The sequence below is a fragment of the Brevibacterium sp. MGP-B1 genome (assembly GCF_057766545.1).
The window spans coordinates 957,854-981,174 of the sequence record NZ_CM173407.1 but is presented as its reverse complement, the minus strand read 5'-3'; the positions used below and the strand labels follow the sequence as shown (position 1 = coordinate 981,174).

The following is a 23,321-nucleotide window of genomic DNA, read 5'->3' as shown; positions in this document are numbered from 1 at the left end:
ATGAACGACAAGTGACCATGTGGCGGAGGTCACCTGTATTCGGTTTGGCCGCCAGGTGACCCCTCGTGTAAAGTTAAGAACACGCCGCGGGGTGGAGCAGTTCGGTAGCTCGCCGGGCTCATAACCCGGAGGTCGGGGGTTCAAATCCCTCCCCCGCCACGATAGCGGCAGAACCCCCAGTCAGTTCTCTGACTGGGGGTTCTTCTCATTCACACCCCTTGCCGACCGACTTTGCAGAGCCGATTCCCTGCCGACCGCTCGACTCAGCGTCGACCGCTCGCAGCATAACTCGATACAGTGACGGCAACTCGAGCGTTCGGCAAGTCGAACGCCATCAGGCGCCCTGGCAGATGTCGGTCCGCAGAGCGCATGGCCTGTTTCTCCGCACTGCCGTTCCCTCAAGTCCCGACCGCTGCCGAACCTCGGACTGAGGCAGCGTTTCAGCCAGCTGAGGTGCCCTCAGCTGGCTCAGCGCCTCAGACAGATAGAGCGCACCGCACCTAGGCTGACACAGCGGTGGGAGTGCGTCCAGAGAAGCGAACGACGCCGGTCTCACCACGGCGAATCCATTGAGAACGACGAACGCCCCTGGGATGTCCCAGGGGCGTTCGTCGCGGAAAGCCCGAACTCGGTCGGCACGGCCTCACAGCGCCGTACCGGTTCGCCTCAGACTCAGTTGCCCGAGTCTCCGCCTTCGTCAGCCGGCTCCGAGGCGGGAGCAGAGGATTCCTTGCCCGCCGCATCCTCGGCCAGCGACGGGTCAGCGGCGACGGCGTCCTCAAGTGCCTTCTTCAGACGATCCTGAGCCTTTCCGTACTCCGCGAAGTCGCCGTCCTTCAGCGCGGCATCGGAGTCCTCCATGGCCTTCTTCGCCTCCTGCAGAGCGTCGTTGAGAGCCTTGTCCGGCGAGCCGGACTTCGAATCCGCGTCCTCTCCGCCCGAGGTCGATCCCGATTCGCCGTCTCCGCTGTCCTCGGTTCCGGCGTCGCCGGCCGAGGCTCCGGAGTCTCCGCCGAACACCTGGTCGAGTGCCTCGTCGAGGGTCGGAGCGAACCCGATGTCCTCACCGAAGGCCACGAGCACGTGCTGCAGCAGCGGGTAGGAGGTCTCACCGGCGGATCGGACATAGACCGGCTGGACGTACAGCAGACCCCCGCCGATCGGCAGAGTCAGCAGGTTGCCGTTCTCGACTTCGGATTCACCCTGACGCAGCAGGTTCAGACTGCGTTGCACATCGGGTGCGGTGTTGAAGTTGTTCTGAGCCTGACCAGGTCCGGGCACGGTGGTGTTGCGCGGAAGCTGCAGCAGGCGCAGCTTGCCGTAGCCCTCGGCTGTCTCGCCCTTCTTATTGCCGGCATCTGCATCGGCAGAGAGGAACCCGGTGAGGTTGTTACGCGACTGCCCCTCGGACGATCGAGCCGGGATATACGAGCTCGTCAGCGAGAACGACGGGGACTGCTGACCCGGCATCTGCAGGGTCATGTAGAACGGCGGCTGCGTCAGTCCGCTGCTCGCCTTCGTCGTCGGATCGGTCGGCAGGGTCCAGAAGTCCTGACCGGAGTAGAACTCACTGGCGGAGGTGACATGGTACTTCGTGAGCAGGTCGCGTTGGACCTTGAACATGTCTTCCGGGTACCGGACGTGGCTCATCAGGTCACCGGACATCTCCGAGGACGACTTGATGAGTCCGGGGAACACCTTCATCCATGTCTTGAGAACCGGATCGTCCTTGTCCCACTGGTACATGTCGACGGAACCGTCGTAGGCATCGACGGTGATCTTCACCGAGTTCCTGATGTAGTTGACCTCATCGTCCGGCAGAGTCGCCACCGAGTTCGGAGCCGACGCCGTGGTCGAGTCCTCGGTGGCCTGCTGGAGTGGCTGCGGTGTCGAATACGGGTAGTCCTCGGCGGTGGTGTAGCCGTCGAGGATCCACTTGATCTTTCCGTCCACGACGGCCGGGTACGGATCGCCGTCGACCTTGAGGAAGGGTGCGAGCTTCTCCACACGCTCACGCGGATGACGATCGTAGAGGATCTGGGACTCGTCGTTGAGCGCGTCCGAGAGAAGGATCTGCTCGTCCTGGAACTTCAGGGCGTAGGCGAGACGGTTGAACACATTGCCCACCGAGGGTCCGCCGTCACCGGAGAAGGTGCTGTTGACCTGACCGGAGCCGCTCTTCTCATCGGAGGGGTAGTCGAGCTCACGCGGAGTCGCGCCCTTCGGGGCGCCGACGATCGAGTAGTCCGGAGACGACTCTCCGAAGTACACACGCGGCTCGTAGTCAGGGAACTCGCCCTTCGGCGGAATATCCGACTCCATGAACAGCGGTTCGCCGTCCGGGTTGCGCTGGTTGCCGTTGGCTGCGACCACACCGAATCCGTGGGTGTAGACGATCGCCCGGTTGAACCAGCTCTGGTTGTTCACCGAGCTCGGGGCGAGTTCGCGCACCGAGATGACGGTGTCGCGCATGTCCCCGTCGATGTTGTAGCGGTCGACGTCGAGCTTCTGCGGGAACGAGTAGTACGGTCGCACCTGCTGCAGCTGCCGGAAGGTGTCCGAGACGAGGTTCGGGTCCAGCAGACGGATCGACGCCGCGGTCTCGGCGTCCTTGCGCAGATCGCCCTTCTTACCAGTGGTGCTCGGCGAGTACGGAGTCACCTCGATGTCATCGAAGTCGAACGCATCGCGTGTGGCATCGATGTTGTGCTGGATGTAATCGGATTCCTTGCTCTGCTGCGACGGATTGACCTGGAACTGCTGAAGCAGGGCCGGGTACGCGATGATCGAAACGCCGCCGAGCACGATGAGGGTGAGCGTCGCGATGATCGAGATCCGCCAGTTGCCCTTCCATGCGGTATAGACGAACAGCAGTGCGACCAGCACGGCGGCGATGGCGACGATCGCCATGGCCGGCAGGGCGGCATGATCATCGACGTAGGTGACGCCGGGCACGATCCCGCCGGCAGCGGTCATCCGGTCGTAGCGGGAGAGCCACAGCCGGCCGGCCTGAACGATGACGAGAACCGCCACGGTGATGCCCAGCTGCCACTGGGCGGCCTTCGTCAGGATGACGCCCTTCTGCTCCCCCGGACGGATTCCGCCGAAGAGGTAGTGGGCCACGAGGGCGGCGATGAGCGCCAAGAGCAGCGCCATGCCCAGCTGGTTGCCGATGAGGCGCAGACCGGGAAGGACGAAGACGAAGAACGACTTGTCGAGACCGAACTGAGGGTCCTTCGAGCCGAAGGACGTCGAGTTGATCCATTCGAGGATTGTGTTCCAATTCGCCGAGGCGGTGATGCCGGCGAGGACACCCATGACCGCGGGAATCGCGATCGTCGCGACCCGACGCAGAGGCTCGATGGCCTCACGATAGCGGTCGAGGTTCTCCTGTCGCGGCGTCGTCGGCGCGTAGACCGGACGATGGCGGTAGGCCAGATGAAGGCTCAGCCAGACCGGAACGGCCATGAGGATGAATCCGCCGAGGAACGTCAGTCCGCGGGTGAGCCACATGGTCCGGAAGACGTTCGCTGCGTCGACCTGGCGGAACCACAGCACCTCGGTGTAGACCTGGGTGAAGGCGATGAAGGCGATCAGCAGGATCGCCACAGACACGAGGGTGAGCAGCAGCGGCGAACGTCTTGGCCGATTCGCCGGCATGCGTGCGGAGGTGGGTGAGGACGAGGTGCTCACTACTGCCCTTTCTCATTGTTGTCGGCACCATCGGCAGGACATTTCGGCAGGTCCGAAGTGTTGCCGGCGGCGTACTGCTCCACGGTGGTCTGCGCGTCATCGAGCGTGTCGATGCGTGCCACCGTGATCTTGGATTGGTCTGCGGCGGCCATGACCTCCGCACAGTTGTCGGCTGGCGAGAGGAACAGCGTCGCTCCCTTCTCGGAGGCGGCGGCCACCTTCTGGCGAGCACCGCCGATCGGGCCGACCGTTCCGTCAGGAGTGATCTCCCCCGTGCCCGCCACATGCTTGCCGCCTGTCATCGCACCGGGAGTCAGCTCATCGATGATGGCCAGAGCGAACATCGTCCCCGCCGACGGACCGCCGACGCCGTCGACGTTGAACTTCACGTCGACGGGGAACTCGAAGTCCTGCTTCATAGTGATGCCGATCGCCTTGCGGTCGTCGACCTTGGCTGGAGTCAGGGTGATCGTCTTCGATTTCCCATCGCGTTCGATGCCGAGCTCGACGGAGTCCGACCCCTGCACTGTCCTGCTCATGATCTGCGCGGCCTGGGGATCGGAATCGAGCTTCTTGCCGTTGACCGACATGAGTCGGTCTCCCTTGCGCAGTTTGCCCTGTGCCGGAGCATCGGCGACGACGTCATCGACCGACAGATGCACGGAGTACGACTTGTCCATCTGGCCCATCGCAGCGGCGATGGCGACATCCTGGCTCGAGGACATCTCGACCGCATTCGATTCGGTCACATCCTCGCGAGTGGTGTCCAGCGGGTAGTACGCCTCCGTGGGGACGACGGTCTGTTCGCCGTTGATGAGTGCGCCGAGTGCCTGAGAGGCAAAGATGTCGCGGCCGGGTCCGCCGCTGACGGCGACGGTGAGCATGTCGATGCGGCCTGCTGTCGGATAGCTCTTGGCTCCGGAGACGCTGATCATGGGGTCACCCTGGTAGTCGCCGAGGGTGTTGAAAACCGGTCCCGGCAGCTGAAGCATGTACGGAACCGGCAGAAGCACGGCCAGCGCGATGAAGACGTAGGTGAGGACGCCCGAGGTTGTGGCCAGACGTGGAGTCCGTCGTCGTTTGGTGCCGCGTGTCGGTACCGGTGACGCCGGCACGGCCCGAGGGGCGTTCTCTGTCATGTAATCCTTTCGCTGCACCGCCCCACCAGTCTAGTTGAAACCTCAGCGTCCGATTCACAGACTCCTTTCGCCCGGTGCGAACATCCTGCGAAACCTCCCGGAATTGGGAAGCTTCGCACATTCGGAACCGTTAACGTTGATGTCAAACCGATTCTTGGGGGCTGTAGAACAATGACCGATGACAACAACAACGAGCAGAATCCGTTCGAGCAGATCTTCGGAATGCTCTTCGGTGCCAATGGTCCCGGATCCGGTCAGGGAGATGACAAGAACGGTTCGGGCATGCCGCAGGGCTTCTCGATCGATCCGGCGATGATGTCCACGATCATGAATCAGATGCAGGGGCTCTTCGGCCAGGGTGCCGATTCGCAGGCCCAGGCAGTGTCGATCGCTCAGAAGGCCGTTCCGACTCCCGACCCTGCCGTGTCCGAGGACGCCGAGCGGGCCACGACCGATGCGTTCCGTCTGGCCGAGCTCTGGCTCGCCGAGGCTACCGACTTCTCCGTCGCCAACCGCTCCGCCCGTCCGCTGCGCCGAGCCGACTGGGTCAACGAGACGATGCCCGGCTGGCAGAAGTTCGTGCTCCCCATCAAGGAGAACATGTCCTCGGCCCTGACGGACACGCTCGAGTCCCAGGTCCCGGCCGAGATGAAGGGCATCCTCGCAGGCGCATCGTCGATGTTCGGATCGATGAGCGATTCGATGTTCGCCATGCAGATCGGACAGGCCGTCGGCGCGCTGTCCGAAAGCGTCCTCACCGGCACCGAGGTGGGACTCCCGCTGCTCCCCCACGACACTGCCGTGGTCATTGACAAGAACGTCGAGACGTTCGCTTCCGAGATCGACGTCGACGTCTCCGAGGTCCGCATCTACCTCGCGGCTCAGGAGCTCGCCCACCTCGCTCTGTTCGAGCGTGCACCGTGGCTGAGCGCCCAGGTCGAGACTGTCCTGACTCGCTATGCGCAGGGGCTGAAGGTCGACACCTCGCAGATCGAGGACATGGCGTCGAACATCGATCCGTCGAACATCTCCGACCTCAGCGACAATATCCGCCAGGGACTGTTCAACCCGCCGACGACAGACGATCAGAAGAAGGCGCTGACGTCATTGGAGAACCTCCTCGCCGTCATCGCCGGGTGGGTCGACGTCGTCGTCTATGAAGCGTGCAAGCATCTGCCCGGTCGCGATCAGATCCGCGAAGCACTGCGCCGTCGGCGGGCAACCGCGGGACCGGCGGAGAAGACCTTCTCAACCCTTGTGGGCCTCGAGTTCAATCCCCGTCGTCTTCGCGATGCTGCCGCGCTCTTCGCGTACCTCGAGACCCAGGGCGGCGCCGAAGCCCGCGATCGCGTGTTCTCTCATCCGGATCTGCTGCCGACCACGCAGGATCTGGACGACCCGCTGGGCTATTCCGAGCGACGTCAGGCCGAGTGGACAAATGAATCGAGCATCGATGAGGCCCTGTCACGCATCCTCGCCGAGGGCCTCGAGGGAGCCGGCGGCAGCGATGCGAAAGCAGAGTCCGAGGAAACGGATCGCAACGACACTGCGCCGACCGACGACAGCAGCCCCGACGACGACAGCTCGGACGATCGCGACGATCGCTGAATGATCGATCTCGATACCGCCCGGCAGGAAGTCGAGCGCGGACCGCGGAACTCATTCTCCGAATCCTTCGCGGAGCTCTTCGACCGGCTGGGCGTCGTTTCCCTGCACCGCTCCGGCGGTGAGCACCACCTCACGGCCAGCTGTCTGGTCATCGATCCGGTCACCGAGGCGGTTCTGCTCAACCACCACCGGAAGGCCGGCCTGTGGGGTCAGTTCGGAGGACACCTCGAATCCGCCGACGCCTCGCTCCGTGATGCCGCGCGCAGAGAAGCAGAAGAGGAAAGCGGTCTGCGCCCGCTCACGCGAGTCACTGCTGATCCCATCGACGTGCATGTACATGACCTCTCGGCCGCGTTCGGGAACTGCACCCGACACTTCGACGTCGTCTTCGCAGCCCAGGCTTCGACTGCCGATTCGCCGAATGTGTCGGACGAGTCCTTCGACGTCGCGTGGTTTCCTCTGGACCGACTGCCCGATGACCTCATGCCCGACCTGCCGGACCGGCTGCCGGGCCTCTTCCGCTCCGCAGTGTCAGCGCTCAGCTCCCGCGCCTGAATCGCTCCCCGTCGCTGAATCCTTCGAGGTAGAGTTTTGCGTCGGACTGCCGCGGATGGCGATCGGCCAATGCATGGAATTCCTTCGAGTGCGGACCGATCTGGAGATGGACGAGTTCATGGACGACGACCGTCTCCAGCACCCAGCGAGGCACGGCCTGCAGGCGATGAGAGACGCGGATGTCACCTGTCGACGTCGTGGTTGACGCCCATCTGCTGACATTCTGATTCGTCACCCAGCGGATCGACGTCGGTCGCAGCCTGCCGCCGAAGAAGCGACGGCTCATCTCCTCAGCCAGCTCGGCGAGGTCGGCATCCGACGAATGATCACGGGCGGAGAGACGATTGAACAGATCCGTCAGCGAACGGATGTTGCGCTCCACGCTGTAGCGAACGGGAGTGCGCAGCACGTAGGTCTCGACCTCCTTCGACACGGCGACGGTCTTCTTCCGCCGCGCCGATCGACGCACTTCTATCTCGCCCCGGGCGATCGCCCGCAACACCTCTTCTTCACTCCACCGCTGTGCTCTGCTCACCGGACCATCATAGGAAACCACACTGACGCGGTGACAGCGTCACTGGAACCGTGGCGGCGGCCCTGAACCGATTCTGAAGACGAACAGTCTTCGGAATTTGTGAGTTTGCTGAGTCTGCCGAAATTTTAAGGGCGAATCCCCCGTCCACAGCCGCATCGGTGATCGCAGTCCCCGCAGAACGGGAGCTGATCCGACCCGGGAGCATGTCTATCAACAGACATACCGTCACTCAAGGCACCTTTCCTCCACAGACTCCACGGCGATTCCCACAGGTTATCCACAGACTGTTGACGTGTCTGTGCATGACGGTGCATTGACGCGGAGGCTTTTGCGGAATAAGTTCTATGCTTGACCCCGGAAAACCCGAGGATGCGTGCGGAAGGGGAAGCCGCACGAGTCCTCGCGAGCGCCTGGGGCACTATGCGGCTGAGGGCATGCCGGGACGCGTTTCCGGCCTGTCCTCAGCCGTTTTTCCACAGGGTTGTCCACAGCTTCTCTCCCGCCGTGGCCATTCTGTCTCTCGTTCACTACTGTGGAAGTCTCCACGATGGCGAGGCGAAGGGGGCGAGATGTTCAGAATTTTTCCGAGTGTTCCCATCACCTGGCGTTCGTCCTCGTGCATCCAGTTCGGCGCAGATGATCCTGTGCTCATCGATGGGCTGCTGCTCGGTGACGCCAGTCTCATCGAAGATCTCCGCCTCGGCATCGGCTCGGCTCAGTTCTATTCACGCGCTCAGGAACTCGGGGTCGACCTCAGCAGGGCGAGCTCCCTCATCACCCTCCTCGGCGAGGCGGGTGTCCTCATTCCGGCCGACGCGGACGGCGGCGCCGTGCCGAAGGGGTCCCCGGTCTTCGCCGCGGCTCGCATATTCAATCTGTCGCCGGATCGGGTCTCTCAGCTCCTCGGGTCCCGGCCTGTGCTGGTCACGGGTCCATTGCGCTCCCATGTCGAAAGTCAGCTGGCGGCGCTCGGATTCGCCATCGCCGCGGCTCGCCGTGTCGAGGAGCTCGATCTCATGGCTTCACCGGTGGTGGTCACGAGTTCTCACCTTGTTCCGGACCTCAACTCCGCCATGTGGCTCAGTGATCGCGAAGTCGACCACTGTCAGGTCGTCCTCGGTGAGCAGTCTGTGGAGATCACGGGACTCATTCGGCCCGGTTCGACACCCTGCTCTGTGTGTTCCTGCCTGCACCGGAAGGACAGCGATGCCGGTTGGCTCGATCAGCATCCGCGTCTGCGCGCCCTGCCGGAGCGTGAGAGCCTGAGCGATCCCGCCGCACGCATCCTCGGTTCGGCGCATGTTGTTCAGATGCTGCGTCAGGCGCTGCTGCGCCCCGAAACAACACCGATCCGACGCGTGGTCACCTTGGATGCCGGCGAGGTCACGGACAGCGGAATGACCTTCCATGATCGCTGCCAGTGTCGCACGCCGGTCCCGGATTTCGGGTCAGTCGCCGAGCAGACCCAGTAAGTGAGTTCCATAGAGTTCGAGCTTCGTCGCACCGATGCCGGGAACCCGAGCCAGTTCGTCGAGGGTGCGGGGACGAACCTCCGCGATGACAGACAGCGAGGTGTCCGTGAGCACGAGGTACGGCGGCAGTCCCTGCTCCATTCCGATGCGCACCCGCCAGCGGCGCAGACGGTCCAGCAGCTCGAGATCGATGTCGGCAGGACAGTCCGCACATCGTCCGAGTGCACGGTCGATGTGCGAGACCAATGCCCTCCCGCAGCCGCGGCAGCGGTTGAGCGCCGCAGAGTTCGACGCTGTGCGGCCGTCTCCCATCGTCGGTCCCGACTGACCGAGTTCGGCGAGGAAGCGTGACGACCTCCGTGGTTTCTGTTTGGAGTCGAACCGGGCCAGCGACCAGCTCATCCGCAGGTCTGTGCCTGCACGCGTCAGCGCCACGTAGAACAGGCGGCGTTCCTCAGCGATGGCTCGAGGCGTCTGGGCATAGCTGATGGGCAGCAGGCCTTCGCTGAGACCCACCAGGTGCACGCTGTCCCATTCCAGACCCTTCGCTGCGTGGAACGACGCCAGAGTGACGCCTTCGATGTCCGGAGCGAACTGGTGCTCGGCACGATCCGACAGGTCGCTGAGGAAGACCTCCATCGGCACAGGGAGTTCCTCACCGTGCTGATGCTCCTCGGCGAGGTCGACGAGGGCTTTGAGCGATTCCCAACGCTGTCTGCCGGCTCCGGCGGCGGGCGGTTCTCGGGTGAATCCGAGAGAGCCGAGAACCTCTGTTACGGCTTCGGGCAGACGCTGTCCGCTCGAGGTCGCGCGTGCGGCTTTGAGCATGAGAACGGCCTCTTTGACCTCCTTGCGTGCGAAGAAGCGCTCTCCGCCGCGCAGCACATAGGGAATCCCGGCTGCGGCCAGCGCCTGTTCGTAGGAGGGACTCTGTCCGTTCGTGCGGAAGAGGACTGCGATGTTGCGCGGACGGCGTCCGGCCTGGATCTCTGCCGAGATGGCCTGGACGACCCCGGTGGCCTCGGCCTCGTCGGTCGGATACTCCACCATGCGCGGCTGGTGGCCCATCGGGTTGTCGGTGCGCAGGGTCAGCGCGGTCCGAGAGGTGTGTCGCAGCAGATTGTTCGCCGTGGACACGATGGCCTGCGACGACCGGTAGTTGCGCACCAGCCGGATCGTTCTGGCTTCGGGCATCGACGTGCTGAGCGAACCGAGCAGGCTCGCATCGGCTCCCGCGAAGGTATAGATGGTCTGAGCGGGATCGCCGACGACGCAGAGATTGTCACGGGGGCCCAGCCACCGGGAGAGAACATCGTATTGGAGCGGCGAGACGTCTTGGAACTCGTCGACGACGAAGTGCCTGTACTGTTCGCGGATCTCGGCTGCGATCGCCGGATACTCGGCCAGAACTCCCGAGAGCACGAGGAGCACATCATCGAAATCGAACAGCCGTCCCCGTGTCTTCGCCTCCCCGTAGGCTTCGAAGATCCGCACCATATCGTCGACGCTCAGCTGACCGGGGAGGTCCCGGGCCGCTGCCTTCGTCGCATAGTCGTCGACGCCGAGCAGGGACGACGCCGCGAACTCGATCTCCGAAGCGACGTCTCTGGTCAGTTCCCGACTGGTCTCCAACCCGAGGCTCTGCATGACCGAGCCGATGATGCCCGTCTTGTTCTCGATGATCCGCGGAAAGTCTCCTTCGGCGAACCGGTCCCAGAAGAACCGCAGCTGACGCAGCGCTGCGGAGTGGAACGTGCGGGCTTGGACCGCGGGGACTCCGAGCCCGCGCAGGCGTGAGCGCATCTCCCCCGCCGCCTTGGCGGTGAATGTCAGCGCGAGGACATGGTTGGCAGGGAACACATCCGACGCAATTCCAAAGGCGATCCGGTGCGTCATTGCGCGGGTCTTACCAGTGCCGGCACCGGCGAGGACGATCACCGGTGAGTCGAAATGGGTGGCGACAGCGCGCTGTTCCTCGTCCAAGGCCTCGAGCAGGGCCGTGGCCGAAGCGTTCATGCGTTGTCCAACCAGCTGTACAGGAGCTGACCGGCGATGGAGATCGTCGATGGGGCGCGCACTTCGCCGTTCGCAATGGCAGTGCGCAGCTCTGACCGGGTGAACCAGCGCAGCGAGGCGATCTCCGCCTCGTCGGCGGCGAAGTCTCGGCTGGGAGCGACGGCTGAGAAGCCGAGCATGAGAGAACAGGGAAACGGCCACGGCTGAGAGCCCAGATACCGCGGTTCGGTGACTTCGAGATGAGCTTCTTCCCAGATCTCGCGGATCACCGCGTGTTCGAGCGTCTCACCCGGTTCGACGAATCCGGCCAGGAGCGAATATCGGTCGGATTCCCAGGCGGCGTTGTTACCCAACAGGACACGTTCGACTCCGTCCTCATCGGTGTTGACGATGACGACGATGACTGCCGGATCGGTGCGGGGAAAGTGTTCGCTTCCGGTCTCCGGATCGCGGCGGACCCATCCGCCCATGACCGGAGTGGTCGGGGTGCCGTTGCGCGGGGAGAACCGGTGTGCACGATGCCAGTTTCCCAAACCGACGATCTCGCAGGCCAGGGATACCTGCACATCGTCGAGGGCTTCGGCGAGATGACGCAGGGTGAGCCAGACGGGTTCGGAACTGTCGATCCCCTCTCCCGGCGCAGTCAGCAGGTCGGTGGCGTCCCGGGCGCGCGAGGCGTCCAATCGGGAATCGACATGGCTGCGACCGTCGTCGTCCAAGGACACCCCGATATAGCGGGTGCCGTGCGGATCACGGCCGAGGTAGACCTCCGTCTGGCCCACCGGCACCGCTTCGCGGTCGGTCAGGAAGAGCCCACCGGCGGCGACGAGCAGCGATCCGCGATGTTCGAAGACGGCGAGGGCCCCTGAGGCCCAGATCTCGCTGAGATCTCCGTCGTGGCCCCGAGTCAGATGGTCCCGATCGATTCCGTGTCGGGCGAGGCTGATCGGCTGCACTGGAGGCAATGGCTTCATGCCCTCCACGATATCTCAGCGTCCTGACACGACGACCGTGGCAGTGAATTCCTGACAGGACCCGAAAGTCCCCTCGGCAGACACGCTCGACGGCGAGTCCCGTGTCTCAGCCGAACCCAGACGGTAGATTGGGGAAGGTGGATACCAAGGCGCTCAAGTTGACTGCGATCGCGGCGACGATGCTCGACGGCTTCGTCCCGACGACATGGACACCCCTGCCGCCGCTGGATGCCGGAGTCAGAGTCCTGCTCGGCGATGACGATCAGCAGCTCGTCGCAACGGCTCAGACCCAGCTCGATCGCACTGCGGACATCGGCTCGGCCGCCGAGGCGGGACGGATCTACGAGGCCATGTATCCGCACGCTGACTTCGTATGGCCGCGCCTGCGGGCCATCACCGAGGTGGCCGCCGACTACTTCGACACGTCATCCCCGACGACTGTGACACTGGCCGATCCGCTGCCGGGAGCGCCACTGGGAGATGTGCCCATCGCCGACACGGCGCGGGCCAGTTCGCTGGCCCAGGCTCTGGCGACTCTGCATTCGGCTGCACCCGAGCCCGTCTCCGATGCCGGTTTCCCGGTGGAGGATCCCTCTCGATCGCAGTTCCTCATCCTTGAGCGCCTCGATCAGGCGGCGAGCACCGGACGAGTTCCCTCGTCTCTGCTGCAGCATTGGGAGGAAGAATTCGAGAAGGTGGCGCTCTGGCATTTCCTCGCCACGCCCATCCACGGCTCTCTCGATGAGACGAGCGTCTATACCGATCAGGAGCGAGTGCTCGCACTCGCCGAGATCGGTCGTCTGCGCGTCGCCGACCCGGCCATCGATCTGGCGGCGGCTTCCGCGCTGATCGATCCTGCCGCCCTGCCGACTTTCTACGAGGAGTACCGCAATTCCCGGCCCCGCGCCGATGAGCATGTCATCGCTCGTGCCGAGCTGTTGGCCGAATTCGCGGTGCTCGACTGGCTGCTCGAGGCAGTCGACTCCGGGGACGAGACCTCCATCGAGGATGCCGCCGGGCTCCTCAGCTCGTTCAACGAGGTCCTGTTCGGTTCCTCCGCCGATGCAGCCGCCTCTGCTGAGGAACCGACTCCTGAGTCCGCGACCGAACCTGCAGACGGTGGGGACACTCGCGGAGCGGGCCCTGATTCCTCTGCACCGACAGCGGCTGATGCCCCCGACGTGGAAGCCGCGATCACGGAGACCGCGGCCCCCGATGTGTTCATTCCCGGAGCTCAGCCTCCGTCGGCGCCCTCGGATGACGATTCGGAGTTCGACTCCGAGCCGGGATCGCAGGTGCGGACCGAACCGACTCGGGACGTCGACGAAACTGATGACGGGGAAGAGACCGGCAGGATCCGCTGATCTCAGCCCATGTCGTTGGCTTCCAGCCATTCGACGACGTCGTCCTCACCAGGCAGGTCTGTGAACTGCACGATGTCATCACTGCCGACGAAGTAAAACGTCCCCGTCACCTCGGCGATCTCCGGATGCACCCGCAGAATCGCGAACCGGTAGAGCGCCAGCTGCCATTTCATCACCTCGAGCACTGCCGCATCGGGTTTCTTCGAGGTCTTCCAATCCACAACCTCGGCATGGTCCCCGGTGATGAAGACCGCATCGATCTTCCCCGGCACCCGGAACCTGCCGAGGACGAGTTCGAAGGACATCTCCACATGGTCGGCCCGACGCGTCGCGAACTCGGAGGCCGAGAACGTCGCCTGCAGCCGCTCGACCGTCGCGGCGTCGATCGGTCTCACCGATTCGTCTTCGCCGATATCGATGCTCGACTGGCCGAAGTGCTGTTCCACCCAGGAATGGAAGGTCGTTCCGATCTCGGCTGCCCGGCTGGGCGGAGTCGGGATCGGACGCAGGGTCTGTGTACGGAAACTCTGCGGGTCCCTCCTCCACGCGACCAGGGCCGTTGCCGACAGTCGGTCGGGCATGGCCGCCGCGGACACGGCTTCGGGCCGGTCGCCGATGCGCAGGGCCTGAGCGGCGAAGCGCCCGATCGTTCCCGGATTCTCGGCCAAGGACTCCAAGCTGAGGTCCGGGCTCGCTTCGACCCAACCGGCGGCTCGCTGTGCGGCGGCGACCTGTTTCGTTCGCGGTACCGGCCATGGAGTGGTCTCGATGCGGTCCTCCGCCGTTTCGTCGGCAGGTTCCGGAATCTCCACTTCGAGGCCCAAGGCGTCGATCGCTTCGGTGAGGAAGGGCGAGGGATCGTCCGGAACCGCGCGTGAACCCATCAGTTCCGCACCGAGCCACAGATGTCTCTTCGCACGGGTGAACGCCACATAGGCGAGGCGTCGCTCCTCCCCCTCGTGTGCATCGGCGATCCGTGGGCGGATGAAGTCTCCGATCCACTCATCCAGGGCCTTCTTCGTATCGAATTCGGCCTCCCGCAGGTCGAAGTCGACGAGGTGTGCGCGGTCACCGCGCAACGGGTACGGCAGAGCCGTGCGATCCATCCACCCTTCCTTGTCCCGCGGCTCGGTGGGAAAGTCCTTGACCACCAGAGAGGGAACGGCGACAGCGTCGAATTCCAGACCTTTCGAAGCATGGACCGTCATGATGTTGATCGCGTCGGCTGCCGTCGTCGGTTCGGCGACGCTCAGCGCATCATGAGCTTCCATAAGGCTGAGCCAGGACAGGAAGCCTGTGATCGAGGGTTTGTCATCGGTGGCCGAGTACTGGCTGGCCGCGGAGAGGAAGGCGTCGACGGAGGCTCTGTGCAGATTCCGCAGCGAATCGCTGAGGCCCCAGATGTCCGAATCGATTCCGGTCTCGGACATCGCGGTGCGGATGATCGAGGCCACGGTGCCCGTTCCCGACCGGGTGGCCCGCAGCGCGCGACCCAACCGGACCAGACGATGCAGCGCTTCCGAGCTCAGACCGGACTGCTGATAGTCGGCGACGAGTCCCCTGTCAGCAGCTGTCCGCGCTCCTTGGCCGAGGACGCGCTGCACTTCGATGAGCTCATCGATGCCTTCGACGATCGTCGCCTGGTCGATGGCTTCGGCGATGACCTCCTCGGCGGCCGGTTCGGCCCGCTCGGACGCTCGCCGCTCGGTCTGACGGCGAGTGAAGGCCTGCAGCCTCGCGATGTCGCCTGCGCCGAGGCCGAGCATGCGTCCGCTGACGAGCCTCATGATCTCGTCGCCGGCCATAGGATCGACCGCAGCGGTGAGCACCGCGCGCAGATCTGCGACGAAGGGATCGGTCAGCAGCCCGGAGGAACCGTGCACGTGCACGGCGAATCCGGCGGCTTCCAGCGCCGCCGCGACCGGCGCGAAGTGGGCACGTTTGCGGCACAGCACGGCTTTCGACGACCCTGCGGGGACCGTGTGGAACCATTCCGTGAGTGCGCGCAGGCCTGTGGTGAGGAAATCGGGATCGTGAGCACCCGAGCTGATCTCGACACTGACTTCGCCCTCGCCCGCACCATCGCGAGCCGACAGCGGGGACTCGCTGCTGTCAGCAAGTCCGGCGGCGATGCGGTTGGCCACCTGCAGGATCGAGCGGTCGTTGCGCCAACTTGTGCTCAGTGACAGGGATTCGACGTCGCTGAAGTCCGATGAGAAACGCATCATGTTGTCGGCGCTGGCGCCGCGCCAACCGTAGATGGCCTGTCGGGGATCACCGACTGCGGTCACCGCGGTGGCGTGGAAGAGGTCGCGCAAGAGCTTCAGCTGAGCCACCGAGGTGTCTTGGAACTCGTCGAGGAGGACGATCTTCCACCTGGCTCTCTCTGCCTCGGCCGCGGCGGGCACCTCGTCGAGGATGCGTTGGGCGAAACGCACCTGGTCAGAGAAGTCCATGGCCAGATTGCGCCGCTTCGCGCGCATATAGGCGTCAGCCAGTCGGGCCGTTCGGATCTTCGCTTCAAGTTTCGCCCGTCGTCCATTGGGATCGACGGGCTTGCCCTTGCTGGACACCAGGGCAGCCAGGCACTGCTCGAGATAGTCCGTGACATCGTCGACATCACGACCGTGATCATTCATCTGCCCCGCCAGGGCGATGACGTCGGCGATCATCGTCTCGCGGGAGAAATCGCCGGGGATCTCGTCGGGTGGCGTCGAATCGATGAGAGTCCCGGCGATGGTGTGTGCCGCAGCGTCATCGAGGAGGACAGTTTCGGGTTCGATGCCGATGCTCACCCCGTGTTCGCTGACGATGGATGCGGCATAGGAGTTGTATGTGGACACGGTCGGATTGTCGAGACCGGGCAGGGAAAGGTCCTGACCTCGGCCGAGGTTGTGCCGCAGACGCGACAGAAGCACTCGGATGCGTCCGCCGAGTTCTCCGACGGCTTTGCGGGTGAAGGTCAGGCCGAGGATCTCTTCGGGAGAGACGAACTCGTTGGCGACCAGCCACACCACGCGCTGCGAGATGACTGTGGTCTTTCCCGATCCGGCCCCGGCGGTGACTTTCATCGACTGTGCCGGGTCGGCCTCGATGATCACCTTCTGCTCCGGGCTCGGAGGGAACGCCTGGGCAGGATCGGCCGCTGTGAGCTCGGCAAGCCGCTCGGCGGTGAAGCGCATCAGTTCTCCTCCAACATCTTCGGGCCGATCGCCGGGCACGATGATCGGACAGGGCACGACTTGCACTTCTGCGGGTCCACCCGGGCAGGGAATGTCGCGGCACGCATCCTGCCGGACACGTCGTCGATGAGTTCACGTGCCCAGTCGGGGTTCTTATCGACGTCGAGCGACGACTGCTCCCGCACGGTGCGAGCCGACTTGCGCAGGAAGACGAGTTCAGCGCCGAAGGCATGTGCGTCGAGCTCCTGGTCATCACCGATCCTGATGGTGCCGGAATTGATGGCTTCCTGATACACACCCAGCTGCGCATGCCGGTCCATCTCCTTGCCCGCGACGACGTTCCTGCCGGTCTTGAAGTCGACGATGCGCAGTCCGCCCTCGACTTCCTCCACTCGGTCGAGGCGTCCGGTGACCTTCCACTCGCGTCCGTTCGAGTCGACGCCGACCGCATAGACCTGTGCTTCGACTCCGACGAGGCGACCCGGTGTCTTCTTGATGTAGTCGCCGAGGCGGTCGGCCATGTTCATCGCCACGCCGAATTCCCGTTCGCGTTCCCATTCGGCGTCGAATTCCAAGGACGCGAACTCAGTTTCCACGAAGCTGCGGATCGCGGAGGTGGGGCCCTCCGGATAGTTCTCAGCGGCGGCGTGGATGATGGTTCCGAGACTTTGGGCTGTCGACATCGGGCGGTCGCCGCCGTTACGGGTGAGGAACCACCGCAGGGAGCAGTCGGTGAATGCTTCGACCTGGGAGGGTGAGACGCGAACGGTATCGGAGTCGGTGAAGAGCGGCTCATTCGTGGTGATGTCCTCTGCCTCGCGCCATTGCGCCGGCGACTCCACCGTACCGCCGGCGGCTGAGAGCGCCCGCATCAGCGCCGCCCATGACTGCGTGTCCGAGTCCGGAGTCGCAGAACTCTCCGAACTTTCGGTCATGGCGGCGTCCGAAGCCCCCAGCGATGGCACCGCAGCTTCGACATCGGCCGCGGCGGCTGTCTGCAGCAGGTGAGCGCGGGCGTGTGCTGCCATCTCCGGCATCGTGAGCGGAGGCAGCTCATCCTCGTGGGTGATCGCATAGCCATCGGCCGCGTCGGTGCCCTTGGCGGAGCCTGCGGCGAGCACATCGAAGAACGGGGACGGTTCGGTCTCCGCATCGGAGACGGCGGTGACGATCACGCGTTCCTGGGCTCGGCTGAGGGCGGTGAAGAACAGCTCGCCCTCTTCGCGCAGATTAGTCCGTTTCGCATGCGCGTGGTAGCCGGGGTCGCCGGTGACCGTCTCACCCGTGGCGAGCACCGCCGTGAGGTCGGTGAGGCCGAGGATTCCGCCGCGCAGCTTCGGATTCGGCCAGACGCCCTCGTTGACTTCGGCGATGATCACCAGAGGCACACGCACATGCGCCAGTGATGAGGGGGTGCCCACAAGCACGTGATCGGCGAATCCTGCGGAATCGGCCAGGGAGTCCTGGGCGATGTCCTGTTCTGCGACGATGCCCGCGAACGAGCGAGCGGTGAAACCGCCGCGGTCGGCGATCTTCTCGGCCAGGGCGAACAGTCGCAGCACCGAATCGAGATAGCCGTTGGTCACCGATTCCGGGTCGCGCAGGGCTTCGTTCTGCCATTTCTCAGCGACTCCCGCCGCGTCCCAAATGCTCCAGAGCGCTTGGTGGGGGTCGGTGGTGCCGACCTCAGCAGCGGCGTGCAGCATCCGTGAGATCGTGGCGAGCCCCTGTGGGGACGAATCGTCGATCGGACTGCGCAGTGCCTGAGCCAGCGCCGCCGTGCTGCTGGATGCCGGGAACTGTCTGCGCACTGCTCGTCGGAAACGGCGGATCTGCACGGGGTCGAGGCGGACGTAGATGCTGCCGGCCAGGGACAGGGCGAGGTCGGCGATCGACTCGTCATCGTCGAAATCAGGGGCGACCGAGAGCAGATCCAACAGCGGCGCGGTCGCGGGGTCGACGTTGAGTGGCTGCATGAGAGTGGCGATCGAGACCCCTGAGGCTCTCAGCTCATTGGCGATCGCGCGGGCGCTCGACGAATTGCGGCAGATAAGTGCGACATCGGACCAGCTGTGCCCCTGTTCGACGAAGTTCGTGATCCGACGGGCCAGATATCGGTGTCCGGACGCACTGCCTTCGAATACGTGTGTCTCCACGGCAGGCTCGGACGACGCGGGAGGCAGCACTTCGGCCGGTGCCGCTGTCGGAGCTGTTTGCGGCAGGGGCGCTGACGCCTCAGCGGAAGCCGCGGAATCAGTGGCATCCTCAATGGGACATGGGCGCGGCATATGACCGGTCGACCAGCGTGTGGTGATCCTGGCGCCGAAGCCGTCGATGGTCGTCGCCAATGCAGGGTCGACATCCCATTGGCGATCGAGCACGACCGTTTCGAAGACGTCCTCGGCCGTCGCCCGATCGATGATCGAAGCGTCGGCTCCGTGGAAACGTCCGGTCACCGTCTCGGGTGAGCCGAACAGAGCGATCGCGCTCCCCCTGGAGCGCAGCTGTTCGAGGATCCCCCAACTGGCGGCAGGGAAGTCCTGGACCCCGTCGGCCAGAACCACTGTGGGCAATCGGTCGGGGGCGAACGTCCACGATCGTCCGGCGATCACATCGGCGGGTTCTCGGAGGATCTCGAAAGCGGCGAGGGCGAGGACGGTCGCGGAGTCGACGCCCCCGTAGCCGGGCATCGACATGATGCCCAGATATTCGTCGAGGATCTCAGCTACGGCCTGCCATCGAGGGTCGGGGTTGTCGGCAAGGGCACGGGCAAGGGCGCTGCGACCGAAGTCGAACACGTGCTCCGCGGTCTCCGGCGACGGGTCCGGCGTGCGCATTCCGAAGTCGAACTCCATCACTCGGTTGAGCGCGTCGCGGACCTCGGTTCGAAAGGCCGAGGTCGAGCGCACCTCGGCGGTGATCTCCGACGGCCACGCCGGGCCGCGGGAACGACCGAGTTCGTGACCGGCGAGGAGATCGGCGAGGAACACATCCTGATCGGCACCGGAGATGAATTCGAGGTCCTCCCCGGTTCGCGTCGTATGTGCGGCACGGGCGATCCCATACGCGAACGACGCCAGACTGCGGGCCGGGGCGGAGGAGAGGACTGCGTCGGCGGGCAGCTCGAGACGATTGCGGAGCACGTCGGCGTGATCGCGGTCGGGTGTGAGAACGAGGACCGAGGCGGGGTCGGTCGTCGACACCAGCTGTGCATAGAGCGACTCGAGCAGAGTCGTCTTCCCGGTACCCGGCCGCCCGATGATATTCAGGCAGCCGCCGGAGAGCAGGGTGCTGCCCATTCGCTGCGACATCTCATCCATACTCGTATTCCATCACGGCCCGCTGACATGAGACTTCCGAGCCCCTGACCGGCGCGCCGTCAATGTGATCGCGCGGATGCCCGGTGCACGGCCTGTCTTCGCGTAGCATTGAAGAATGTCGAGTCCACAACAGAGATTGCCCCGTGACCAGCGCCGCGACCAATTAGTGGGAGTCGCACGCTCAGTTTTCGCCACCCGTGGATATCGGACGACCTCGATGGACATGATCGCCGAGGCAGCCGGTGTGTCCAAGCCCGTGCTCTATCAGCACTTCGATTCCAAGCAGGACCTCTACCTGGCGCTCATCGATTCCTCGGCGACGCTCCTCGACTCGCGGCTGGCCGAAGCTCTGGGATCGACGACCGATCCGCATGAGCAGGTCCACGCGACCTATCGCGCGTATTTCGACTTCGTGGTCTCACACCGCGAAGAGTTCGTCATCATCTTCAATTCTGACGTCTACGAGCCGAAGGCCGAACAGAAGCTGCGCGCGCTGCGGGAGAGTTCGGCGACACGCGTGGTGTCGGCTCTGAAGAACTTCGCCCGCCTCAGCGACGATGAGGCGCAGCTGCTGTGCCGGGCTCTCATCGGCACCGCCGAGGTCGTCGTCAAACAGATCGACTCGCAGCGCGGTGTCGACGTCGACACGGCCGTCGAGCTGCTCACCCAGATGAGCTGGGGCGGACTGCGGTCGTTCGCAGATCGGTGACGTTCCACCGGCCGCTCAGCCTTCAGCGGAATCCACGGGGAAGAAACCCGAGCCAGCGGACGTTAAGCTGAACACAGTCCAATCCGTCATCGATCACCGAGCATCGGCACAAGGAGCACCATGGAAATCAAGATCGGCGTCAAGCAGACTCAACGCGAGATCACCCTCGAAACGGACGAAGATGCGAAGGCGCTCGCCGCCCGCGTCGAAGAGAAGATCCAGTCCGATGGACTGCTGACCTTCACCGACACGAAGGGCCGTCAGGTCTACGTTCCCTCCGCCTCGCTCGGCTACCTCGAAATCGGTGCCGAGACTTCACGTCGCGTGGGCTTCAGCGCCTGAGCTGCGCCTGAGCAGATGGGTCCCGGTCGCAATGACCGGGGCCCATCCGCGTTCGCGGCAGAACCGTGCGTCCCTCGCGGGATCGCGAGTCCGTCGCACGATCCGCCGCAGGATCGTCATGCAGACACGAAATAGTGGTCCGCTGCCGAACCAGGCGTCCCTCGTGGGATCAGGCGACGAGACCGAGCGCCGACATCCGCTTCGAGTGATTCGACGTCACCGCCGGGATCAGCTCGACGACGAGATCTTCGTCGAGGCCGAGGAACGGATCGGTGAGCAGACTGCGTGCCCGCCCCAGGGTCTCGGCGACGAGCTTGCGGCCCCATAGAGCCAGCCGCGAGGCCAGCTGTGTGTCGACGGCCACTTCGGATGTCAGACGATTGCGCGCATATTCGCTGGCACGTGTATCATCGAGAATTGCAATAGCCAGGCTGTATCCGGGCTCCGCGAGTTCGTCCACCGCCGTGCGGTAGAAATCATTCATGATTCCGTCGAAGACGAATCCCTTCATGAGGCTTTCGTACCAGTCGCGAGGACGAGTCCTTTCAGCCAGAGTGCTGAAGGTCGGTTCGAAATGCTGACAGAGCTCGATCACATCCTGGCCCATCTGATCGATGTGCTGTGAGAGCTGATCGAAGTTCGCGAATGACTGAGAGGCCAGCCGCGCCAGGATGACCTTGTCATCCAGATCCGCTGCGGTCGTCGCGTTTGTGGCCATACGTTCGAAACCGGTCAGCTCGCCGAACGCCAGAAGTGCGAGCGTTGCAGCATCATTACCGGCCAATGGGACAGAATCGGGCATAGTTCAAGACTACCGGTTCGCACCATGACAAGCGCGTACGCGCTAAAAGGAGTTTGGAATATGGCGGAGACAGAAGCGGATTTCGCGGACCTGGGAGTCGCCGGACCGATCGTGGCCTCGCTGGCCTCGGCAGGAATCACCCACCCCTTCCCCATTCAGGCGCTGACACTGCCCGTGGCACTGTCGGGAGCCGACATCATCGGGCAGGCCAAGACGGGCACTGGAAAGACCCTGGGATTCGGAATCCCCCTGCTCCAGCGAGTCGTAGGCAAGACCGAGGACTCGTCGGTCACCTCCGACCCCGGCTCGACACCCGACAGCGTGGGCGATGCCAAGGAGCCACGGCTGCCGCAGGCCCTCGTTGTCGTTCCCACCCGTGAGCTGGCCAAGCAGGTCGCAGCCGATCTCGTCACCGCCTCGGTGCAGCGTGACATCGACATCATGACCATCTACGGCGGCATGGACTTCGATCCGCAGATCAACCGGCTCAAGTCCGGCGTCGACGTCGTCGTCGGCACTCCCGGCCGCCTCCTCGATCTCTACGGCCGCAAGATCCTCAAACTCCACCGCGTCCGCACCGTCGTCCTCGACGAAGCCGATGAGATGCTCGACCTCGGCTTCCTGCCCGATGTCGAGAAGATCATCAACGCGGTGCCCGCCCACCGGCAGACGATGCTGTTCTCCGCGACCATGCCGGGAGCGGTCATCACCCTGGCCCGCCGCTACATGAACCAGCCAACTCACATCCGTGCGCAGGACCATGAGGACCTCTCGCTGACGGGGAAGAACACCACACAGTTCGTCTACCGCGCCCATTCGATGGACAAATCCGAGCTCGTCGCCCGTATGCTCCGGGCCGAGGGCCGTGGTCGCACGATCATCTTCACCCGCACCAAGCGCACCGCCGACAAGCTCGCCGCCGAACTCGAGGATCGCGGTTTCGCGGTCAAGGCTCTCCACGGCGATCTCGGTCAGTCACAGCGCGAGAAGGCTCTGAAGTCCTTCCGCGACGGAAAGGTCGACGTGCTCGTGGCCACCGATGTCGCGGCCCGCGGAATCGACATCGACGATGTCACCCATGTCGTGAACTATCAGTGCCCCGAGGATGAGAAGACCTACGTCCATCGCATCGGACGCACCGGTCGAGCCGGCAACTCCGGTGTCGCCATGACCCTGGTCGACTGGGATGACATGCCCCGCTGGCGTCTCATCAACAAAGCCCTCGGACTCGATTTCGACGAACCAGTAGAAACCTATTCGACGTCCCCGCACTTCTTCTCCGACCTCGGCATCCCGAAGGGCACCAAGGGCCGGCTGCCGCGCCAGCACCCCGAAGGCGAGGACGAGAAGTCCACCGGTGAGCGCAAGGGCCGTGGGTCCGATCGTCGCGGTTCCGGCCGTGGCCGTTCGGAATCTCGCCGAGGCGGCTCATCCGATCGTCGTGACGCCTCGTCCGCATCCGGCGAGGAGAGCCGCAAGCCTCGCCGCCAGCGCTCACGTCGCCGCACCCGCGGCGGCAAGCCGGTCAACCGCGCGCAGGGTGACCAGGCGGGCCAGGGCGGTCACCCGGCCACCGACTCCAGCGAGGACTGACCTCTCCGCGGGCGAGA

The 23,321-nt window shown here is 64.3% G+C and carries 15 protein-coding genes and 1 tRNA gene; 8 read left to right on the top strand and 8 right to left on the bottom strand.

Annotated features, from left to right (window positions below; translation table 11 throughout):
- Positions 1-85 precede the first annotated feature (85 nt).
- Positions 86-159: transfer RNA gene (locus AC3CD9_RS04510), tRNA-Met, on the top strand.
- Between the two features lie 513 nt (positions 160-672).
- On the opposite strand, the gene AC3CD9_RS04505 is transcribed toward AC3CD9_RS04510, so the two are convergent.
- Both AC3CD9_RS04505 and AC3CD9_RS04500 read right to left on the bottom strand, forming a co-directional pair.
- Positions 673-3,693: a UPF0182 family membrane protein gene (locus tag AC3CD9_RS04505; RefSeq protein WP_488366519.1), complete on the bottom strand. Its 3,021-nt coding sequence runs from the start codon at positions 3,691-3,693 to the stop codon at positions 673-675.
- Positions 3,693-4,832 (bottom strand): YlbL family protein, encoded by a 1,140-nt coding sequence (locus AC3CD9_RS04500; RefSeq protein WP_488366518.1) that lies wholly within the window; start codon positions 4,830-4,832, stop codon positions 3,693-3,695. Before AC3CD9_RS04500 ends, AC3CD9_RS04505 begins: the two co-directional genes overlap by 1 nt.
- Positions 4,833-5,003: 171 nt before the next feature.
- On the opposite strand from AC3CD9_RS04500, the gene AC3CD9_RS04495 reads away from it, so the two are divergent.
- Positions 5,004-6,440 (top strand): zinc-dependent metalloprotease, encoded by a 1,437-nt coding sequence (locus tag AC3CD9_RS04495; protein ID WP_488366517.1) that lies wholly within the window; start codon positions 5,004-5,006, stop codon positions 6,438-6,440.
- Positions 6,441-6,995 carry an NUDIX hydrolase gene (locus AC3CD9_RS04490; RefSeq protein ID WP_488366516.1) on the top strand — a complete coding sequence of 185 codons (555 nt, stop codon included), beginning with the start codon at positions 6,441-6,443 and terminating at the stop codon, positions 6,993-6,995.
- Here AC3CD9_RS04490 and AC3CD9_RS04485 read toward each other — a convergent pair.
- Positions 6,979-7,530 (bottom strand): M48 metallopeptidase family protein, encoded by a 552-nt coding sequence (locus AC3CD9_RS04485; RefSeq protein ID WP_488366515.1) that lies wholly within the window; start codon positions 7,528-7,530, stop codon positions 6,979-6,981. The genes AC3CD9_RS04490 and AC3CD9_RS04485 overlap by 17 nt on opposite strands.
- A 569-nt stretch (positions 7,531-8,099) precedes the next feature.
- Between AC3CD9_RS04485 and AC3CD9_RS04480 the strand changes: the two genes are divergently transcribed.
- On the top strand, positions 8,100-9,002 hold the full coding sequence (locus tag AC3CD9_RS04480; RefSeq protein WP_488366513.1) for a hypothetical protein: 903 nt from the start codon (positions 8,100-8,102) through the stop codon (positions 9,000-9,002).
- Here AC3CD9_RS04480 and AC3CD9_RS04475 read toward each other — a convergent pair.
- Positions 8,979-11,018, bottom strand: coding sequence for an ATP-dependent DNA helicase UvrD2 (locus tag AC3CD9_RS04475; protein ID WP_488366512.1), 2,040 nt, complete (start codon positions 11,016-11,018; stop codon positions 8,979-8,981). The two genes, AC3CD9_RS04480 and AC3CD9_RS04475, sit on opposite strands and share 24 nt — an antisense overlap.
- Entirely contained in the window at positions 11,015-11,992 is a 978-nt protein-coding gene (gene nudC / locus AC3CD9_RS04470; protein ID WP_488366511.1) for an NAD(+) diphosphatase, read from the bottom strand. Before nudC ends, AC3CD9_RS04475 begins: the two co-directional genes overlap by 4 nt.
- Before the next feature lie 137 nt (positions 11,993-12,129).
- On the opposite strand from nudC, the gene AC3CD9_RS04465 reads away from it, so the two are divergent.
- Positions 12,130-13,356 carry a protein kinase family protein gene (locus tag AC3CD9_RS04465; protein ID WP_488366510.1) on the top strand — a complete coding sequence of 409 codons (1,227 nt, stop codon included), beginning with the start codon at positions 12,130-12,132 and terminating at the stop codon, positions 13,354-13,356.
- A gap of 2 nt (positions 13,357-13,358) precedes the next feature.
- Here AC3CD9_RS04465 and AC3CD9_RS04460 read toward each other — a convergent pair whose 3' ends face one another.
- Both AC3CD9_RS04460 and AC3CD9_RS04455 read right to left on the bottom strand, forming a co-directional pair.
- Positions 13,359-16,538 carry an ATP-dependent helicase gene (locus AC3CD9_RS04460; protein ID WP_488366509.1) on the bottom strand — a complete coding sequence of 1,060 codons (3,180 nt, stop codon included), beginning with the start codon at positions 16,536-16,538 and terminating at the stop codon, positions 13,359-13,361.
- Positions 16,538-19,858: a PD-(D/E)XK nuclease family protein gene (locus AC3CD9_RS04455; protein ID WP_488366508.1), complete on the bottom strand. Its 3,321-nt coding sequence runs from the start codon at positions 19,856-19,858 to the stop codon at positions 16,538-16,540. The genes AC3CD9_RS04460 and AC3CD9_RS04455 overlap by 1 nt, the downstream gene beginning before the upstream one ends.
- 115 nt (positions 19,859-19,973) lie before the next feature.
- On the opposite strand from AC3CD9_RS04455, the gene AC3CD9_RS04450 reads away from it, so the two are divergent.
- Together AC3CD9_RS04450 and AC3CD9_RS04445 are read left to right on the top strand one after the other, a co-directional pair.
- Entirely contained in the window at positions 19,974-20,567 is a 594-nt protein-coding gene (locus AC3CD9_RS04450) for a TetR/AcrR family transcriptional regulator (protein WP_488366507.1), read from the top strand.
- 120 nt (positions 20,568-20,687) lie between these two features.
- Positions 20,688-20,909 (top strand): DUF3107 domain-containing protein, encoded by a 222-nt coding sequence (locus AC3CD9_RS04445; RefSeq protein WP_139466946.1) that lies wholly within the window; start codon positions 20,688-20,690, stop codon positions 20,907-20,909.
- A 169-nt stretch (positions 20,910-21,078) separates the two neighbouring features.
- Here the strand turns inward: AC3CD9_RS04445 and AC3CD9_RS04440 are convergent, their stop codons facing one another.
- A complete protein-coding gene (locus AC3CD9_RS04440) occupies positions 21,079-21,711 on the bottom strand; it encodes a ferritin-like fold-containing protein (RefSeq protein WP_488366506.1) in 633 nt (210 codons plus the stop codon).
- A 60-nt stretch (positions 21,712-21,771) separates the two neighbouring features.
- Here AC3CD9_RS04440 and AC3CD9_RS04435 point away from each other — a divergent pair, with 60 nt between their 5' ends.
- Positions 21,772-23,304 (top strand): DEAD/DEAH box helicase, encoded by a 1,533-nt coding sequence (locus AC3CD9_RS04435; protein WP_488366504.1) that lies wholly within the window; start codon positions 21,772-21,774, stop codon positions 23,302-23,304.
- Positions 23,305-23,321: the final 17 nt, after the last annotated feature.

What these genes read in the sequence shown, in the direction of transcription:
- AC3CD9_RS04445 (WP_139466946.1), top strand. Translation starts at nt 20,688, where the DNA reads ATGGAAATCAAGATCGGCGTCAAGCAGACTCAACGCGAGATCACCCTC.
- AC3CD9_RS04450 (WP_488366507.1), top strand. Translation starts at nt 19,974, where the DNA reads ATGTCGAGTCCACAACAGAGATTGCCCCGTGACCAGCGCCGCGACCAA.
- AC3CD9_RS04475 (WP_488366512.1), bottom strand. Translation starts at nt 11,018, where the DNA reads ATGAACGCTTCGGCCACGGCCCTGCTCGAGGCCTTGGACGAGGAACAG.
- AC3CD9_RS04495 (WP_488366517.1), top strand. Translation starts at nt 5,004, where the DNA reads ATGACCGATGACAACAACAACGAGCAGAATCCGTTCGAGCAGATCTTC.
- AC3CD9_RS04440 (WP_488366506.1), bottom strand. Translation starts at nt 21,711, where the DNA reads ATGCCCGATTCTGTCCCATTGGCCGGTAATGATGCTGCAACGCTCGCA.
- AC3CD9_RS04500 (WP_488366518.1), bottom strand. Translation starts at nt 4,832, where the DNA reads ATGACAGAGAACGCCCCTCGGGCCGTGCCGGCGTCACCGGTACCGACA.
- AC3CD9_RS04490 (WP_488366516.1), top strand. Translation starts at nt 6,441, where the DNA reads ATGATCGATCTCGATACCGCCCGGCAGGAAGTCGAGCGCGGACCGCGG.
- nudC (WP_488366511.1), bottom strand. Translation starts at nt 11,992, where the DNA reads ATGAAGCCATTGCCTCCAGTGCAGCCGATCAGCCTCGCCCGACACGGA.
- AC3CD9_RS04435 (WP_488366504.1), top strand. Translation starts at nt 21,772, where the DNA reads ATGGCGGAGACAGAAGCGGATTTCGCGGACCTGGGAGTCGCCGGACCG.
- AC3CD9_RS04455 (WP_488366508.1), bottom strand. Translation starts at nt 19,858, where the DNA reads ATGGATGAGATGTCGCAGCGAATGGGCAGCACCCTGCTCTCCGGCGGC.
- AC3CD9_RS04480 (WP_488366513.1), top strand. Translation starts at nt 8,100, where the DNA reads ATGTTCAGAATTTTTCCGAGTGTTCCCATCACCTGGCGTTCGTCCTCG.
- AC3CD9_RS04460 (WP_488366509.1), bottom strand. Translation starts at nt 16,538, where the DNA reads ATGCGCTTCACCGCCGAGCGGCTTGCCGAGCTCACAGCGGCCGATCCT.